This window comes from Opitutus sp. sgz309028 (assembly GCF_059821195.1).
Genome location: NZ_JCAMRR010000001.1, coordinates 500063 through 515812 on the forward strand (window position 1 = coordinate 500063; position 15750 = coordinate 515812).

Here is a 15750-nt window from a genome sequence, read left to right on the forward strand (position 1 = left end):
GCTCCCTTTCCTCCAGCTCGCGCCCCCCTGCTTCGTGATCACCGCTTCACCTTTCCTTGGCCGACCCGCCGGCCGCCGTCGTTTTCTCGCGGGAGTTGCCGCGCTCACCCTCGCGCTCTCCGTGCGCGCCGATTCCGTGACGATGCCCAACGGTGAAACTCTTCACGGCACCATCGTGCAGGAATCCGCCGACCACGTCCTCTTCCGCTCCGCTTCCTTCGGCGAAATCAATATTCCCCGTGCGACGGGCATGACGCTGCTGCGCGACACGGCCGTGAATCCTACGAACGCGCCCGCCGCGCCTGCCGTCGCCAGCGTTCCGCCGCCCGCGCCCACGTCGCCCGCCGGCGCCCCGCCCGGCGCGCCCAGCGCTCCACCGCCCAGCCTGCTGAAAACGGTCCTCGGTCTTTCCGATCGCTGGAGCTTTGAGGTCGAGGCCAACCTTCTCGTTCAAAACGATAAATACCACCTCGCCGCGCGCGGCGTCGAAGGCACCCTCGGCTATCGCATCGTCAACCCGGACAAGCCCAGGCAGCCGCTGCACGAATACGGGCTCTTCGCCGCCCATAATTTCCAGAAGATCGACGACACCGTTGTCGCCGAAAGCACCGAGGTCGCCGCCCGCTATTTTTATCAGCCCATTTCCCGCTGGCTCCTCGTTTCCCAGGCCGACTGGATGGTCGATCGCATCAACGGCGTCGCTTCCCGCAGCCGCGCGCTCGCGATCCCCTCGTATCGATTGGTGGATACACCGCGCACGCGCCTGCTCGCCGGCGTCGGCCCCAGCTTCCTCCTCGACACGCGCATCGTCCCGACCGGCCCGGACACGAGCCGCGAAGAAAGCGACCGCGGCTTCCGCGTCGGTTTTTACCAGCTCTTCCATCACGCGTTCACGCCCGCGCTCGCTTTCCGGCAAACGCTCATCGTGCTCGCCGACGCCGGCGACACCTCCACCTACAACCTCCGCTTCGACGCCTCCCTCCGCCGCCAGCTCTCCGCCCACCTGTCGCTTACGCTCCTCTACGACTACGTCCGCGACGAAAACCCCGTCTTCGATCTCGAGTCGATCGCCACGCTGAAGCTCATGCTCGGTTACCAGTTCTGACCCTCTTCCTCTCGCGTTGAAAAAGTTCATCACGTTCATCCGCACCGAGTCCTCGGAATTCCGGGGCAACCTCGTCGTGATCTCGGTCCTGGCGGGCATCGTCAACGGTTTCGCTGTCGCCCTCGCCATCAACGCCGCCAAAGACCTCGAGCCCGGCAAACTGCAGATCCGCGAGTTCCTCCTCTTCGCCATCGCGCTCGTCGCCTACTGGGTTTCGAAGGAATACGTCCTCAACCGCACCACCGCGATCGTCGAAGGCATCATCCGCGACATCCGCATGCGCATCATGCGCTCGATCCGGACCACCAGCCTGACGGTCTTCGAAAAGATGAACCGTGGCCGGATCTATTCGGTGCTCTCCACCGACGCGATCACGCTTTCCCTCTCCTCCGGCGCGATCATCAACGCGAGCTCCTCGGCGTGCATGCTGGCCTTCGTCATCGCCAGCATCGGCTTCCTCTCCGTCTACGCGCTCGGCATCACCGTCGTGTTCATCACCTCGGCCGTTTATCTCTACATTCTGAAAAGCCGCACCGTGAACGCCGAGCTCGCCTCCGCCAGCCGGCTCGAAAACGACTTTTTCGAAAACCTCAACGGCCTGCTCTACGGCTACAAGGAGCTCAAGCTCAGCCGCGCGAAGAACACGGACTTCTTCAGCGCCGATCTCTGGAACGTCATCACCTCGACCGCCGCGCTCCGCACCAAGACCGGCAAGACCATGAACCAGTCGGTGCTCATCGGTCAGACGTTTCTGCTCTTCACCGTCGCCGGCATTCTCTTTCTGCTCCCGAACCTGAAACCGGACGACGTCAGCATCATCGTCCCGGTAATCGCCATCGTCCTCTTCGCCGCCGGCCCGATCGGCGACGTCGTGGTCGCCATCCCCGCGCTCGCCCGCGCCGGCACCGCGATCGACAACATCTACGCGCTCGAACGCGACCTGAAAGAAAACCAGAACGAAACCGAGATCTTCGCCGAAACCCAGCCGCTCGTCGAAGAACCGTTCGAATCCATCGAGTGCCGCGGCATGAGTTTCTCCTACCCGCCGACGCCGGGCAACGGCCACGAGGCGTTCGCGATCCAACCTTTCGATTTCCACGTCAAGGCCGGGGAGATCGTCTTCATCGTCGGCGGCAACGGCAGCGGCAAGTCCACCTTCCTCAAGCTGCTCACCGCCCTCTACGAGCCCGCCGCCGGCTCGCTGGTCTGGAACGGCCGCCCCGTCACCGCCGACCGCCTCGCGTCCTACCGGAATCTGTTCACACCGATCTTCACCGATTTCCACATCTTCAAGCGGATCCTCGGCGTGCCCGATTTGGACGAAAACAAGGTTCGCGAACTGATTGCGCGCATGGACCTCGTCGGCAAGACCGACGTGAAAGACCGCCGCCTAACGCACACCGATCTTTCAACCGGACAGAAGAAGCGCCTCGCCCTCATCCTCGCGAAACTCGACAACCGCCCGATCTATATTTTCGACGAATGGGCGGCGGATCAGGACCCGACCTTCCGGCGTTTCTTCTACACGCAGCTGCTGCCGGAAATCAAAGCCCAGGGTCACACCGTGATCGCCGTGACGCACGACGACTCGTATTTCGCGCACGCCGACCGGGTCCTCAAAATGGGCTACGGCCGCTTTCTCGAAGGCGAACACCACACCCAGGCCTTCGCCGAGTAAACCACGAGGCAACGTCCTCCCCCGCTCCTCCGGCGAAGCGACGGCGACCGCCATTTTCACAGAACCAATTTCGTTGACAGCGGCTACAGTGGTCAGACCTCTTACCACATGAATCGCTCGCTCCGCCGCGCCCCTCTCGTGGAAAGCATCTGTGAGCGGCTGCTCGCCGAGCACCGGAGGACCGACTGGCTGCCGCCCGAGCGCCAGCTCGCCATCGAACTCGGCGTGAGCCGGCCGGCCTTGCGTGAAGCGATCAAGCGCCTCGAGAACCAGGGCTTCCTCGCCGCCCGGCACGGCGTCGGCGTCCAGGTCGTCGACCGACCCGAGGTCCCCATTCAAGCCGTGCTCGAACGCACGCTCCCGTCGCCGGCCGAGCGCGTGCGTCAGTTCACCGCCGCGCGTCAGCTCGTCGAGCCCGAGCTCGCCGCCCTCGCCGCCACGCGCCTGCCCCCAAACGCCGCCGATCGACTCGCCGCGATTCATGAGCGCTTCTGCACGGCGACCGATCTCGACGCCGCTCTCGCCGCCGATCTCGAGTTTCACCGCGCCCTCGCCTCGCTCTCCGGCAATCGCGTGCTCGAGCTCATGATCGCATCCATGGCTCCCCTCGAAACCGATTCGCGTCGCATCACGCTCGGTCAGGTCGGGCTTGCCGAAGCGCGCCGCCAGCACGGTCGCATCCTCTCGGCAGTCCTCGCCCAAAACCCCGCCGCCGCCCGTCGCGCCATGCAAACTCATCTCCGCGCCGCCGCCGCCAGCCTTCGCACCTGATTTTCTCCCATGATCGCTCCCGCCGATCTTTCCCTGCTGGCGCGCGAGCTCGCCGGCGAACTCCATACCGGCGACACGTGGCGCACCATCTACGCGACCGACGCCTCGGAATATCAGGAAACCCCCGTCGGCGTCGCGCTGCCCCAAGACGAAAACGACGTCCGCCGGATCATCGCCTTCGCGCACCGTCACCGTCTCGGTCTCATTCCGCGCACCGCCGGCACGTCCCTGGCGGGCCAGGTGGTCGGCTCCGGTCTCGTGCTCGATCTCGGGCGTCACCTCAACCGGATCGTCGATTTCGATCCGATTCGTCGCCGCGTGCGGGTTCAGCCGGGCGTTGTTCGCAACGAGCTCAATCTCTTCCTCCAGCCGCACGGTCTCTGGTTCACTCCGGAAACGTCCACCGCCAACCGCGCCATGATCGGCGGCATGGTCGGCAACAACTCCTGCGGCGCCAACTCCATCGTCCACGGCGCCACCCGCGATCACCTGCTGTCGGCGCGCGGTTTTCTGAGCGACGGCTCCGAGGTCACCTTCGGTCCGCTCACCGCCACCGGATTTCGCGCAAAGTGCCACGGTCCCGACACGCTCGAAACACGGATCTACCGCGCCGTGGACGAACTGCTCGGCGATGCCGACAATCGCCGCCTCATCGTCGAAAATTTTCCGCATCGCGCCGTCACTCGTCGCAACACCGGTTACGCGCTCGACGCGCTCATGGAGTGCGCGGTGTTCGATCCCGCCTCCGACCAGCCGTTCAATCTCTGCCGGTTGATCGCCGGCTCGGAAGGCACGCTCTTCGTGGGTGTCGAGTTCGAGCTCAACTGCGAACCGCTGCCGCCCGCCGGCGGCCTGCTCTGCGCGCACTTCGCGTCCGTGCACGAATCGCTGCAGGCCACCGTCGTCGCGATGCGCCACCGGCCGTTCGGTTGCGAGCTCATCGATCGCCACATCCTCGAGTGCACAAAAGCGAATCTCGCGCAGGCACCGAATCGTTTCTTCGTCCAGGGCGACCCGGGCGCCGTGCTCGTCGTCGAGGTTCGCCACGCGGATCGCAGCGTCATCGAGCGCACGTTCGCCGAACTCATCGCCGAGTTGCGCGCCGCCGGGATCGGCTACGCCTTCCCGATTCTCTGGAGCGACGACTGCAATCGGGTCTGGGATCTGCGCCGCGCCGGTCAGGGCCTCATGGCCAACGTCCCCGGCGACGCCAAACCGCGCGAAGTCGTCGAGGACACCGCCGTCGCGGTTGCCGATCTGCCCGCGTATATCGCCGAGTTCGACGCGCTGCTGCGCGAGAAATATAATATTGGCAGTGTCTATTACGCGCACGCGGGCGCCGGCGAACTGCACACGCGGCCGCTCTTCAATCTGAAAACACCCGAAGGCCTGCGGATGTTTCGCGAGATCGCGACCGACGTCGCCGCGCTCGTGAAAAAATACCGCGGCTCGCTCTCCGGCGAACACGGCGATGGCCGTCTGCGCGGCGAGTTCATCCCGTTCATGGTCGGCCCCGCGTGTTTCGCCATGATGCGCCGGATCAAACAAACCTTCGATCCGCATAATCTGCTCAACCCCGGCAAGATCATCGATACGCCGCCGATGGATACGAGCCTGCGGCACTCACCCGATCATCCGACGCCCGACTACGAAACCGTTTTCCGCTTCCGCGCCGAGCAGGGCGTGGTGCGCGCCACCGAGCAATGCAATGGCGTCGGCGAATGCCGCAAATCCCACCTCATGGGCGGCACGATGTGTCCCAGCTACATGGCGACGCACGAGGAGAAACACACCACCCGCGCACGCGCCACCACGCTGCGTCAGGTGCTCTCCGCGCCCGCCGCTCCGAACGCCTCGCCGTGGGATCACCCGTCGCTGCCGGAGGTGATGGACCTCTGCCTCTCGTGCAAGGGCTGCAAATCCGAATGCCCGTCGAACGTCGATCTCGCGCGGCTCAAGTCCGAGTGGCTCCAGCACCGCCACGACCGCCACGGCGTCCCGCTGCGTTCGCGGCTCGTCGCCGGTTTCGCCCGCAGCATGCGCCTCGCCGCGCTCGCCCCCGGACTTTACAACCGCGTCGTCCGCTCGCCGCGGCTGTCGCTCTGGTTGAAACGCTTCGCCGGTTTCGCGCCCGCCCGCAGCCTGCCCACGCTGCCCAGCACCACGCTCCTCGCGTGGCATCGCCGCCACGCCAACCCGCCTCACCTCGACTACCCGCACGGCCGCGTCCACCTGTTCTGCGACGAATTCACCAACTTCACCGACGCGTCGATCGGCATTCAGGCCGTCCAACTCCTCAACCGGCTTGGCTACGAAGTCGTGATTCCGCCGCACACCGAGAGCGGTCGTGCGCATTTCTCCAAGGGGCTCGTGCGCGACGCTCGCCGCTTCGCGCTGGAGAATGTCCGCCAACTCAGCCCCGTGGTCACGGCGGCCGCGCCCTTGATCGGCCTCGAGCCGTCGGCGGTGTTGTCCTTCCGCGACGAATACCTCGATCTCGTGTCCGACGACCTGCTCGGCGCCGCCCGCGAGCTCGCGGCGAACTCATTCCTCATCGAGGAATTCCTCGCCCGCGAAATGGACGCCGGCCGGATCACGTCCGCCGCCTTCCGCACCGAAACGCAACACATCAAGCTGCACGGCCACTGTCACCAGAAAGCGCTGTCGTCGCTCACCCCTGTCGTGAAGATCCTGGAGCTGCCGCCCGGCCACCGCGTGACGCTGATCCCGTCCGGCTGCTGCGGCATGGCCGGATCGTTCGGCTTCGAAGCCGAGCATTACGCTGTCTCCCAGCAGATCGGCGAGTTGGTCCTCTTTCCCGCCGTGCGTAATACTCCGACCGATACGGTCATCTGCGCGCCGGGCACGAGTTGCCGCCACCAGATTCACGACGCCACCGCCCGCCGTGCCCTGCATCCCGTGGAGATTCTGCACGCGGCGCTGAAGCCGTTTCCCTCTAGAACGGTTTGATTTCAGTCGAACGCCTCTGGATTTTGGCCAGGCTGCACGCACGGCCTGCTGCGCCGCGATTGTTCCTCGCCGTTCCCTGCCTCAACCATTTTTTCCGATGCGTTCCTTCTTTCTCCGGCTGTTCCTGCTCGCGCTGCCGTGGATTCATGCTCCGGCGGGACGCGCGGCCGAGGCGCCCATTCGCGTCCTCATCGTCGACGGCTACAGCAACCACGATTGGCGGCTCACCACGCAGCTGATCCGCGGCCTCCTCGGGCCCACCGGTCTTTCGAGGTGAGCGTCAGCACGGCGCCCGCAACCTCGGACACGTCGGACTGGGACACCTGGCGGCCTGACTTTTCCCGCTACGACGTCGTCATCCAAACCTGCAACGATCTCGGCGGCGGCCCGACCTGGCCGCGGCGCGTGCAGGAGGAATTCGAAGCCTTCGTGCGAGACGGCGGCGGCGTGTATGTCTGGCACGCCGGCAACAACGCGTTCGCGGACTGGCCCGCCTACAACGAGATGATCGGCCTCGGCTGGCGAAAGAAAGATGCAGGCTGGGCACTCGTCGTGGACGGCGACGGCGGGATCGTTCGCATTCCGCCCGGCGAGGGCCGCGACACGGGACACGGGGCGCGGCTCGACACGGTCGTGCATCGTCGCGGCGAGCACCCAATTCACGCCGGCCTTCCGCGCGCGTGGAAGACCCCGGACATCGAAGTGTATTATTTCGCCCGCGGCCCGGCTCGGAATATCGAGGTGCTTTCCTACGGCTACGATCCGCAGACGGACATGAACTGGCCGCTCGAATGGACGGTGAACTTCGGCGCCGGCCGCGTTTACACCTCGACGTTCGGTCACGTCTGGGCGGGCGACACGGATCCTGAGCGCATGCGTTGCGCCGGACTGCAGACCGTGGTCATCCGCGCGCTGCAATGGCTCGCAAAACGCCCCGCCACCTGGCCCGTGCCCGCCGATTTTCCGACCCCGGAGAGCACCTCCATCCGCGAGCGCGTCGCTCCGCTCCCGTAGCACACCGACGGCGCTCGCCGCTCCTCCGCGGAATCACCGCATGAGTGCGGCGAGTCGCTCCGCCATTTGGAAAAAGCCGGCATCGTTAGGATGCACTGCGATCGCATCGAAAAAGGCCGGATCGTGATCGATCAGCGCCGGGCCTTCGATCAATCGCAACTGCGGATCGCGGCGGTCCGCAACGACCTGGCGAATGATGTCGCGGTAACGCTCGAGTGGATACGTCACGCCCGCCGGCTGCCAGGTCGGCGCAACCCACAGGGGCGTGATCACATACACCGGCCGATTGACGCACGCCCGGCTCAACCCGGCGAGAAGAACGGAAAACTCTTCGCGAAACTCGTCGAGCTCCACCCCGCCCTGCCAGTCGTTGACGCCGATCAACACCGACACCACGTCCGCATCGATGCCGGCCAGGACGGGTCCATCAGCGCCCACCGCTCCGCGGCCGCCGATGCCGAGATTGACGAGCTCCCAACCCTGCGCCTCCGCGAGGCGGAACGCGTAAGATTTCGTCACGTCCGAGCCAGTGAAGCCGTGCGTCACGGAATCGCCGAACGCCAGATAACGCCGTGGAGGCCGTGGCGCCGGTGGCCAGAAATTCGCCGCAGGAAGCACGTCCACGCCCAGCACGTCGACCGAGTCGCCGTAAGGCAGGATAATTTCGAAATCGTGCGCGCCGCCGCCGGCCGGCACCGGCAGATCGACCACCACGTCGGCATCGCCATTGCCGGGACGAGTGAAGATCCATTTTGGATTCGCACGCCCGTCGACCCGAAAAACGCCGAGGCTGTTGCGCGAACTACCCGTGTGCAGACGCGTGTAGCGCAGATGCGCCCGCGTCACGCCACTGTCGGTCCGCCAGCGCAACCGTGAGCCCGGGCTGTCCCAGCGAAACCCACGGCCCGGCGTGTCGAGGCCGCGGTCGAAACGGGCGGCGCCGTCAGGGAGCAGCACGGGACGAAGCCCGTCGCTGAATTGCAGGCGCGGATCAGCCGCCGGAATGAACACGAAATTTCCCGCACCGGGCGCGCCGATCCGCGGGGGCGTGATGCGGACCGCAGCACATCCGGAGAGGCCCACCGTCGCCAGGGCGATCGCGAGCACACGCGCACTAGGGCGTTTCAAAATCGAAAGCACAGCGGTCAATGAGCACATGGGGAAAATTCGAGCGACTATCGGCAGCCCGCGGCGGTCTCAGGCTTTCGGGTGCCGGGAGAAGATCGCCGTGCGCCAGCGCGCCACCTCGACTTCGATGCCGTCGCGGTGGAGCGTCTCGGTGCTGCCACGGAAGACGACGGCGCCCGCCTCGTCCCGCAGTTCGACCGCCGTCGCGCCGGAAATGCGCGGATAAACGCGGGCCTTCGTCCCGTCACCAGAACGTCGATACACCAGCAGGTGACCGGGACCGACGATCAATTGCAACTCGGCGGGCGTGCGCCGGTCGACGTCGACTCCGGCGCCGGCCAGAAACGCTGCCAGCTCGTCGGGCGTGAGGCGGGCCGGGTCGTCGGTGCGTAGAAGCGGAAGGCGACTGCTCTCGAGCAGAGCCAGGGCGCGGGCGTCGAGGTTGCGGGTGTCGACGACCGCCGCGCGGTAGCTGAGGGAGGCGTCCATTTCCTCAACCTGTTCCAGGCCGGCGGCGATCTGCACCAGGCCTTCATCGAGCAGCTGGTCGTCGGTCATGTAGTGCACGGGCGCGAGATGCAGATCGAGCGCCAGCCGGGCCAGCGGCACCGTCGCGTAGTTCAATCCATTTTGAACCGGAACCGCGCCCGGGTTCTGTACGAAGAGGACCGCCGCCGTCCGGTAGTCGACCGGCCCGGCGCGATAGACCGGTGAGAATCGCCGGTAAGCGTCACGATACACGTCGGCCATTGGCTCGAAGACGGTCGGGTTGCCCGTGAGCGTCCAGCCGAGGCTACCCACCAAACCGGCGGCATAGGCCTGCACGAGCTGGGCCTCGATCATATACGAGGCGGCGACGCGCGGCTCCAGGTCCGGCAGCAGCGAAGCGTAGCCATGTTCTCCCGACTCGCCGTTCCACACCGGATACCGCGCCGCGCTGTGCGGCAGCGCGACGGCGGCGAAGCTGTGATCAAACACGGCATCGACCTCGCGCGCGAGCCAGGGCTCCTTCCGCTGGGCCGCGTCGGTCCGGACCGGCACCGGCCCGTTGCCCAGGTAATGATGCGGCGCCATGCCGGTCATCGGCTCCGGGAGCATCCACGTGGCGGCGGGCAGGACGTTGTTATGGCCCCAGGCCGGCGGCATGCCAAACGTCAGCCTATCGGGATCGCCGCGCACGACCGCCTGCGCGGCCGCGGCGGTGATCCGACGCCAGGCCGCTCCGCTGGAATCGCTGACGCTGTGAGGTTCGTTGTAGGGCACCTCAAAACCGAGAATCGTGCCGTTGCCACGAAAGTGTCGCGCCATCCAGTGGTTCGTATCCATCAGCGCCTGGATGAAGCGCGGATGCGTCGGCTCCAGCGCACGATCGGCCTCGCGATCATAGAGCCATGCGATGCCACGGCCGGGGCGCCCGGTGCCTTTGTCGTGATGATTGCCTCCGACGAAGTAGCGATACGGGTCGGTGGGCATCTCATGCCACTCCAGCACGACCCGGATGCCGTGTTGTCCGGCGGCGGCGATGAAATGCTCGAGCAGTTCAAAAAACCGCGGGTCCAGCGTGTGGCGCCGCAACACCTCCTGATAGTGCGGATCGTCGGGAAACACGCCCGGCTCCGGCTGGATCATCCCCAGATGCAACGGTACGCGCAACACCGCCACGTCCCATGACGCGTGCTGGCGCAGATCCTCGTCCACGCGCTCGAAGTTGGTCCGGATGCTGAACTCGATCAGGAAACGCGTGTAGTTGAGTCCCGCAAAAGCCCACGGCTGTCCGTTCAACCTCAGCTGACGACCCACGGCCGTCACCGCCGGCAGGTTCGCTCGCGCGGTCTTCGCCGGCTCGACTCCGCTCGCCGGACCGGCCAGCGTCAAAGCTGTGGCCACCGCCAACATCGCGCGGGTGCGAATCGCACCCAGCCAATTCCGAAACGGGCACCGCTGCCGAAGAGGGGTCAGAAGCATGGTAATCAAACGTTCGAGGGTTGCAGGAATGAGGCTTTTAGCCAAACAGTCGTTAGTTATTAATAAACACTTTTATCGCCGCGACTAAAGCATCTACGACAGCAGTTTTTCTGAGAGCAGAACCGCCATGAAGCGAAAAAAGATTTTAGTATTCGGACGCAATTTTATTCTTGCCGTTCGTTTCTGTTAAACATTTCTATCGATTTATGCCCACGGTTCTGACGCTCGATAAAAGCTTATCGGTTCTGGAAGCGATCGTCCGCCGTCCGGAGGGTATCGGCACCCGCGCCCTCGCCCACGAACTCGGCATCAACGTCGCCACGGTCCACAACATCGCGACGACGTTCGCCGCCCGTGGTTATGTGCGGCAAGACGAGGTCACGCGGCTGTTCCATCCCGGCACGCGGCTGATGCTGTTAAGCCGCCATCCCCTTTATCTGCGCTCGCTGACATCGACGGCACGTCACGTGGTGCACGCGCTGGCGCAGGAGTTGAACGAATCCGTGATGCTCGTGACCGCCGATCAGGGCCGCATCATTAATCTCGAATACGTGCCGAGCCGGCAGGCGCTCCGCGTGCAGGAACCCGAGGACGTCAGCGGCGTCGCCCACTGCACCGCGTTCGGAAAACTCATCCTCGCAAACTTCGACGAGGCGACGCTTGAGACCTACCTCGGCCAGCATGGCCTCAGCCGGCACACGCCGCACACGATCACCGATCCCCAGGCGTTCCGCGCCGAGCTCGCACGAATCCGCGAACAAGGCTACAGCCAGACGCGCGACGAGTTGTGCGAGGGCATCAGCGCGCTCGCGGTGCCGATCCGCGATCCGTGGGGTTCCGTCTTCGCCGCGCTCGGCGCGAGCGCTCCGACCGTGCGACTGCAAAACGCCGAGCAGGTGGAATTCACTCTGGATGGGCTGCGTCGCGCCGTGAAAGAGATCGAAAGCCTGTGGGCGCACCACACCCCTTCCGCCTCCAGCGATGTTCCCCCCGGCAATCGCCGGGGACGGCCGCGCAAGCAGCCCGCCACCGCGGACTGAGCGTCCCGCCAGTACAGCCCTTCTCACCGGGTGGCTCTGCCTCCCGGATCGTTCGTGCCGTGAGAACTCTGACCCTCGAAATCACCCTCAAGCCTTTCTACGGACTCGACGACGACGCCACCCGCGCGGTCTGCCGCTCGGCGCTCGCGCAATGGGCGCCGCTCGCCGCGCGCGCCGGGAAGCTCTCGATCATGCTCTGGTCCGCCGACGGGTCAGAGATTCTTGAATACACCGGCGAGCTCGACGCGCCGATGGAGTGGGCCCGCTATCTCGGCAACGCCAATCCGCACATGCCCGTGCCGGCCGACCCCGAAGGCCGCAGCCTGCACGCGCGGAACTATCTTTATCGCGAAGACGCCCGCCCGCTCACCTACCGGCGCCTCGCCGCCATCGTCGAGGCCTGGCGCGACGTCGCGCGCGAGTCGGGCCGCGAGATCGAGGTGGGAGCCACCTTCGATCCCGGCGGCGAATTCGCCCCGTCACGTTTCAAATACGAGTGGCACCGCGAGATCTGCCTCTCCAACACCATGGGCCGGGCAAGCTTCGTCTGCTGCTACGGTATCCTAAATTACGATACTCGACGCTACGCCGGTTTTCCCGAGGGCATTCCCGCCGGCACGAGTCTCGGCACCTTCCTTGGCCGCCAGTTCCGGCACTTCGCTCGCGACCTCGGCTTCGATTACCTCTGGCTCTCGAACGGCTTCGGCTTTGGCCTCGAAACCTGGAAGACCGTCGGCCCGCTGTTCGACGGCAACGTCTTTCATCCCGCGCGCGCGGCCGAGATCGCCGATCGAATTCTCGGCTTCTGGCGCGACTACCGCCAGGAGTGTCCGGACCTCGGCCTGCGCACGCGCGGCACCAATCTCGGCACCGGCACCGACCTGGCGAGCGACGCCACCCCGCTGCGCGAGCTCTATGCCGGCGGATTCGATTTCGCGCCGCCGCCGAACTCGCCGTGGGCCGCCATCAATGGCGACTTTGGGATCGAGCTGGCCGGCTATCTCAGCCGGATCGCCGAGCTGCCGCCGGGCGCGCAGTATCCGTTTCGGTATTACCTGCACGATCCCTGGTGGCTCAACAGCCCCTGGCTCGACCGTTACGAGGGCCAGCCGCACGACATCTACCTGCCGCTGTCAGTCGCGCGCATCACCGCCGACGGCGCCGTGCAGCCGCCTGCCGATTTGCAGCTGCTGACCATCGACGACTCCCACGGCCGCATGCCCGAACGCGTGCCGCTGGAGAGCCAGCCGCACCTGCTGCGCGCCTGGCGGGAGCGGCCGGACGCACCCGGACCGCTCGTCTGGCTGTATCCCTTCGACGAACTGCACGACGCGATCGGCGCGCCAACGCCGGAACTCGCGCGGTTGTTTCACACCGACTGGTTCGCGCGCGAGGCACTGAACGACAGCGTACCGCTCAACACCGTCATTAGTACCCGCGCGTTCGACGCCCTCGGCCAGCGCGCGGCGATAATGCTCGCCGAACGCATTCTGGTGACGCCCGCACCGCTACGGCCTGCGGACGAGTCGCGGCTGCTGACCTGGCTCGAAGCCGGCGGATCGCTGCTGCTTTACGGTCCGCTGCACCACGCCCCGCAGCTGCGCCAGCGGCTCGGACTCGCTCTCGCCGAGCCGCTCGCGGGCGAGTTCACGGTGAGCCACGATCTCGAACCGATCGATGCATTCGCGTCGCCCACGCCCACCACTTTCGTGCACCGGCCGGTGATGTCCGGCGGCGGCCTCGCCGAAACGCCCGCCTCACCTACCACCGGCACGATACTCGCCACTGTTCGGCAGGGCGCGGAAATCCGGGTGCTGGCGGCCAGCGCGAACGGAACTGGCCCCGGTCGCCTTGCCTGGCTGCGGGGACCGCTGCCTTTGCGCGTTTCCGAGGAAGAACACCTCCCGATTCCGGACGCCGCCGCGACGACGTTCCCACTCGCCGCCCTCATGCGTCAGCTGCTTGCAGCGGACGGCTGGCGGATCGGCGTGAGCGCCGAATGTCGCGATCAGCGCCGCCCGGTCCTCGCGCTGCACCGGCACGAGAATGGGTGGTTCTTCTCTGGATACGTGCCGGATACGACCGTGGAGCTCCGGCTCCGCACGCCATTTGGAGCGCCGCTGTTGCTCGGTTCCGAAACCCGGATCGCCGGCGGCCTCGCGCACTACCGGTTTCCGCGCGCGTGGCGTCACGAGTGCCGCGTCTTCATCGAACAGGATCAAGGCACCGCCTCCGCCGTGGAAGGCTGTCCGGCGCAGGTCGGCGTAACGCGCCGCCTGTGGCTGCGGGGACTCGACCACGCCGTGGTGCGTTTTTTCCCGCCCCCGGGCGGCGGGGACGTCACGCTCTGGCTCGACCCGGCGTGGCCCCACATCAGCGGCGAGCGGATGCCGCTCCGCCCGGTCCTTTCCGCCCACGGCGCGTTGCTCGAATCCGCAGCACCGGTGTCGGGCACGGCGCTGCTCTCCTGGTAATCCCCCTTTTCTCCGGAACATGACCTTTATCGCTTCCGCTCCCGCCACTTCGCCGGCTACGGCGAACCTTCAAGTTGCGCGCCGCCGCCCGCTCACCGCCCGCGTGGGGCTAATTGGCGTCGGACATCACGTCTACTGGGATCAATTCGATGGCCTCCGCGCCGAGATGCAGCGCAAGCAACGCCACGTGCATACGCTGCTCGAGGCCGAGGGGATGGAGGTCCGGGATTTCGGTCTGATCGACAACGCCGAGCGCGCCTACGAGGTGGTGCCGCGTATTCACGCTTCGGATATCGACGTGTTGTTCGTCGACATGGTGACGTATGCTACGTCGTCGACCTTCGGCGTGCTCTGCCGGGAGATCCGCGTGCCGATCGTCCTCATCGCGATCCAGCCGATGAAGGCGATGGATTACCCGAACGGCACGACCTACATGCAGCTCTGCAACGACGACTTCTGCTCGGTCCCGGAGTTCACCGGCGTCGCGGTGCGCTTCGGCCGGAAGGCGCCGCCGGTGATCCTCGGCTTCGAAGGCGACGACCCGGAGGTTGCGCGCGATCTGCGGCGCTGGTGCGGCATCGCCCGCGCCCTCCATTCCCTGCGCAAATCCCGCATCGGCCTGATGGGCCACGTGCTCGAGTCGATGCTCGACATGCACACGGACCCGACCGCGATCACCGCCGCCTTCGGCTTGCACGTCGTGCTCGTCGAGCCCGGCGATATTTTTCGCCACTACCGCACTCCGGACGCCCGGCAGGTCGAAGAGTGGAAGGCGCGCATTCTCGAATTCTTCGACACCCCGGACCCGAAGTCGGACCCGTTGACGGAAAAGTTGACCGAGCGCGACCTCGACACCGCCGCATGCGCCGCGGTGGCCCTGGAAGCGTTGATCGACGACAAGCGGCTCGACGGGCTCGCCTATTATTACGAGGCGGAGCCGGGCTCCGAGCTCCGCACGCTCGTCACCAACCTCATTGTCGGCAATTCGGTGCTCACTGGCGCGGGTTTCCCGATGTGCGGCGAGTTCGATCTGAAAACCTGCGTCGCGATGATGATCATGGACCGCCTCGGGATCGGCGGCAGTTTCGCCGAATTCCACCCGGTCGACTTCGAGCGCGACAGCGTGCTCGTCGGTCACGATGGCCCGCATCACATCAATATCGCCGCGGCAAAGCCGGTAATCCGCAGCCTGCGCAAGTATCACGGCAAACCCGGCTCCGGCGCGGGGGTCGAATTCCAGATCAAGGAGGGTCCGATCACGATGTTAAGCATCGGCCAGAAGGCCGACGGCTCCTTCAAGTTCGTCATCGCCGAAGGCGAATCCGCACGCCGGCCGATTCCGCCCACCGGCAACACCAACACCCACGGTCTTTTCGCCCCGAATGTCCGCACTTTCCTGAGGCGCTGGGTGGCCGAGGGTCCCACGCATCATTTTGCCCTCGGCGTCGGCCACCACGCCTACGAGCTCGTGCAGATCGCGCAGGCGCTCGGTCTCGACTACGCGGTCGTGACGCCGTCCCGCGAGCTCGATTAGCGCCGCCTCCTCGCGCGGCGGCGCCTCTCCCCAGTCCGTGCTCTGACCGGCCCTCCCGCCGCGGCCGGCCA

Annotated in this window: 11 protein-coding genes; 9 read left to right on the plus strand and 2 right to left on the minus strand. The window is 66.0% G+C overall.

From position 1 onward, the window contains the following. Positions 1–34: 34 nt before the first annotated feature. From AC6RV7_RS01840 to AC6RV7_RS01865, 6 genes are all read left to right on the plus strand, one after another. On the plus strand, positions 35–1105 hold the full coding sequence (locus tag AC6RV7_RS01840) for a DUF481 domain-containing protein (RefSeq protein ID WP_500092190.1): 1071 nt from the start codon (positions 35–37) through the stop codon (positions 1103–1105). A gap of 16 nt (positions 1106–1121) precedes the next feature. Continuing rightward, on the plus strand, positions 1122–2783 hold the full coding sequence (locus AC6RV7_RS01845) for a cyclic peptide export ABC transporter (protein WP_500092191.1): 1662 nt from the start codon (positions 1122–1124) through the stop codon (positions 2781–2783). Positions 2784–2891: 108 nt separating this feature from the next. Beyond that, positions 2892–3554 carry a FadR/GntR family transcriptional regulator gene (locus AC6RV7_RS01850; protein ID WP_500092192.1) on the plus strand — a complete coding sequence of 221 codons (663 nt, stop codon included), beginning with the start codon at positions 2892–2894 and terminating at the stop codon, positions 3552–3554. A 9-nt stretch (positions 3555–3563) separates the two neighbouring features. Next, complete coding sequence (locus AC6RV7_RS01855; protein ID WP_500092193.1) at positions 3564–6524, plus strand: FAD-binding and (Fe-S)-binding domain-containing protein; 2961 nt, start codon at positions 3564–3566, stop codon at positions 6522–6524. 97 nt (positions 6525–6621) lie between these two features. Then, positions 6622–6801 (plus strand): hypothetical protein, encoded by a 180-nt coding sequence (locus tag AC6RV7_RS01860; protein ID WP_500092194.1) that lies wholly within the window; start codon positions 6622–6624, stop codon positions 6799–6801. Continuing rightward, the gene (locus AC6RV7_RS01865; protein WP_500092195.1) at positions 6798–7538 is read left to right on the plus strand and encodes a ThuA domain-containing protein; all 741 of its coding nucleotides are present in this window, start codon (positions 6798–6800) and stop codon (positions 7536–7538) included. Before AC6RV7_RS01860 ends, AC6RV7_RS01865 begins: the two co-directional genes overlap by 4 nt. Positions 7539–7571: 33 nt before the next feature. On the opposite strand, the gene AC6RV7_RS01870 is transcribed toward AC6RV7_RS01865, so the two are convergent. Together AC6RV7_RS01870 and AC6RV7_RS01875 are read right to left on the minus strand one after the other, a co-directional pair. After that, the gene (locus AC6RV7_RS01870; protein WP_500092196.1) at positions 7572–8645 is read right to left on the minus strand and encodes an SGNH/GDSL hydrolase family protein; all 1074 of its coding nucleotides are present in this window, start codon (positions 8643–8645) and stop codon (positions 7572–7574) included. Between the two features lie 90 nt (positions 8646–8735). Then, positions 8736–10631 carry a cellulase family glycosylhydrolase gene (locus tag AC6RV7_RS01875; protein WP_500092197.1) on the minus strand — a complete coding sequence of 632 codons (1896 nt, stop codon included), beginning with the start codon at positions 10629–10631 and terminating at the stop codon, positions 8736–8738. A gap of 206 nt (positions 10632–10837) precedes the next feature. Between AC6RV7_RS01875 and AC6RV7_RS01880 the strand changes: the two genes are divergently transcribed. The 3 genes from AC6RV7_RS01880 to AC6RV7_RS01890 are packed head-to-tail and all read left to right on the plus strand — an operon-like array spanning position 10838 to position 15679. Further along, positions 10838–11671 carry an IclR family transcriptional regulator gene (locus tag AC6RV7_RS01880; protein ID WP_500092198.1) on the plus strand — a complete coding sequence of 278 codons (834 nt, stop codon included), beginning with the start codon at positions 10838–10840 and terminating at the stop codon, positions 11669–11671. A 59-nt stretch (positions 11672–11730) separates the two neighbouring features. Next, on the plus strand, positions 11731–14145 hold the full coding sequence (locus tag AC6RV7_RS01885) for a hypothetical protein (protein WP_500092199.1): 2415 nt from the start codon (positions 11731–11733) through the stop codon (positions 14143–14145). A gap of 19 nt (positions 14146–14164) precedes the next feature. Continuing rightward, on the plus strand, positions 14165–15679 hold the full coding sequence (locus tag AC6RV7_RS01890) for an L-fucose/L-arabinose isomerase family protein (RefSeq protein WP_500092200.1): 1515 nt from the start codon (positions 14165–14167) through the stop codon (positions 15677–15679). Positions 15680–15750 lie beyond the last annotated feature (71 nt).

Bases quoted from the DNA above. Each gene is read 5' to 3' on its own strand.
- AC6RV7_RS01855 (WP_500092193.1), top strand. From the start codon at position 3,564: ATGATCGCTCCCGCCGATCTTTCCCTGCTGGCGCGCGAGCTCGCCGGC.
- AC6RV7_RS01875 (WP_500092197.1), bottom strand. From the start codon at position 10,631: ATGCTTCTGACCCCTCTTCGGCAGCGGTGCCCGTTTCGGAATTGGCTG.
- AC6RV7_RS01880 (WP_500092198.1), top strand. From the start codon at position 10,838: ATGCCCACGGTTCTGACGCTCGATAAAAGCTTATCGGTTCTGGAAGCG.
- AC6RV7_RS01860 (WP_500092194.1), top strand. From the start codon at position 6,622: ATGCGTTCCTTCTTTCTCCGGCTGTTCCTGCTCGCGCTGCCGTGGATT.
- AC6RV7_RS01890 (WP_500092200.1), top strand. From the start codon at position 14,165: ATGACCTTTATCGCTTCCGCTCCCGCCACTTCGCCGGCTACGGCGAAC.
- AC6RV7_RS01850 (WP_500092192.1), top strand. From the start codon at position 2,892: ATGAATCGCTCGCTCCGCCGCGCCCCTCTCGTGGAAAGCATCTGTGAG.